Origin of the sequence: Campylobacter sp. MIT 99-7217, from assembly GCF_006864365.1 — a bacterium.
Classification (GTDB): domain Bacteria; phylum Campylobacterota; class Campylobacteria; order Campylobacterales; family Campylobacteraceae; genus Campylobacter_D.
Window position 1 is genome coordinate 1 of sequence record NZ_QHLJ01000027.1, and the last position, 734, is coordinate 734.

The 734-nt window shown below is 36.6% G+C and carries 1 pseudogene; it reads left to right on the plus strand.

From position 1 onward, the window contains the following. Positions 1-734: pseudogene (locus DMB92_RS09245) on the plus strand (hypothetical protein); the annotation flags it as partial.

Sequence of the window (734 nt, forward strand, 5' to 3'; positions counted from 1 at the left end):
GTGGTTAAAAAAGAGGATTTAAAAGAAAGCTTTGAAAAGGGTGGCACGCAAGGGCGAAGCGAAAAGCAAGATAAAAAGATAAAAAGCATAAGCCTTGCTTTTAAACCTGAGCTTATCTTTGAAAGAGGTGGGAGCTTTGCTGGCATTCCTATCATCGCAAAGGACGGACAAGTCATAAGCGGAAATCATCGTATCGCAGGCATGAAAGGCTTTAATGAAGCTTCTTTAAAAGCGTATCAACAGGCTGTTAAAGATAAATTTAACCTAGATTTGAAAGATGATGAGCTTTTGATCAGGCTTTATGAAAGCGATGATCTGCAAAGCATTAAAAACCTAGCCTTAAGGTCAAATGCTGGACTTGAAAGAAACATAGGCGAAAAGGCTTTAAGCAATTTAGCTAAATTTGAAGAAGAGTTAAAAGAGCTTCCAAGCTTCATAAACAGCAAAAGCGTTGATGAGCAAAAGGCTATTATCGCAAGGGCTTTGGATAAAGAAAGTAATGGGCTTGATGATAAAAATGCAAATCTTGCCCTTTTATCTTATATCTCACGCACCAGCTCAAACAATGATATATCAAGGGCATTAAACGAGCTTAAAAATGTTGATTTGCAGACAAAAAACAAGATCTTAAATATGTTCATAGATAACGCTGGAGGCTTTTATAATCTAGCCAAAGATAGCGAGCTTAAAGCTTTAAATTTACAAAGCCTTATCAATGATAGCTTAGTTAGTGC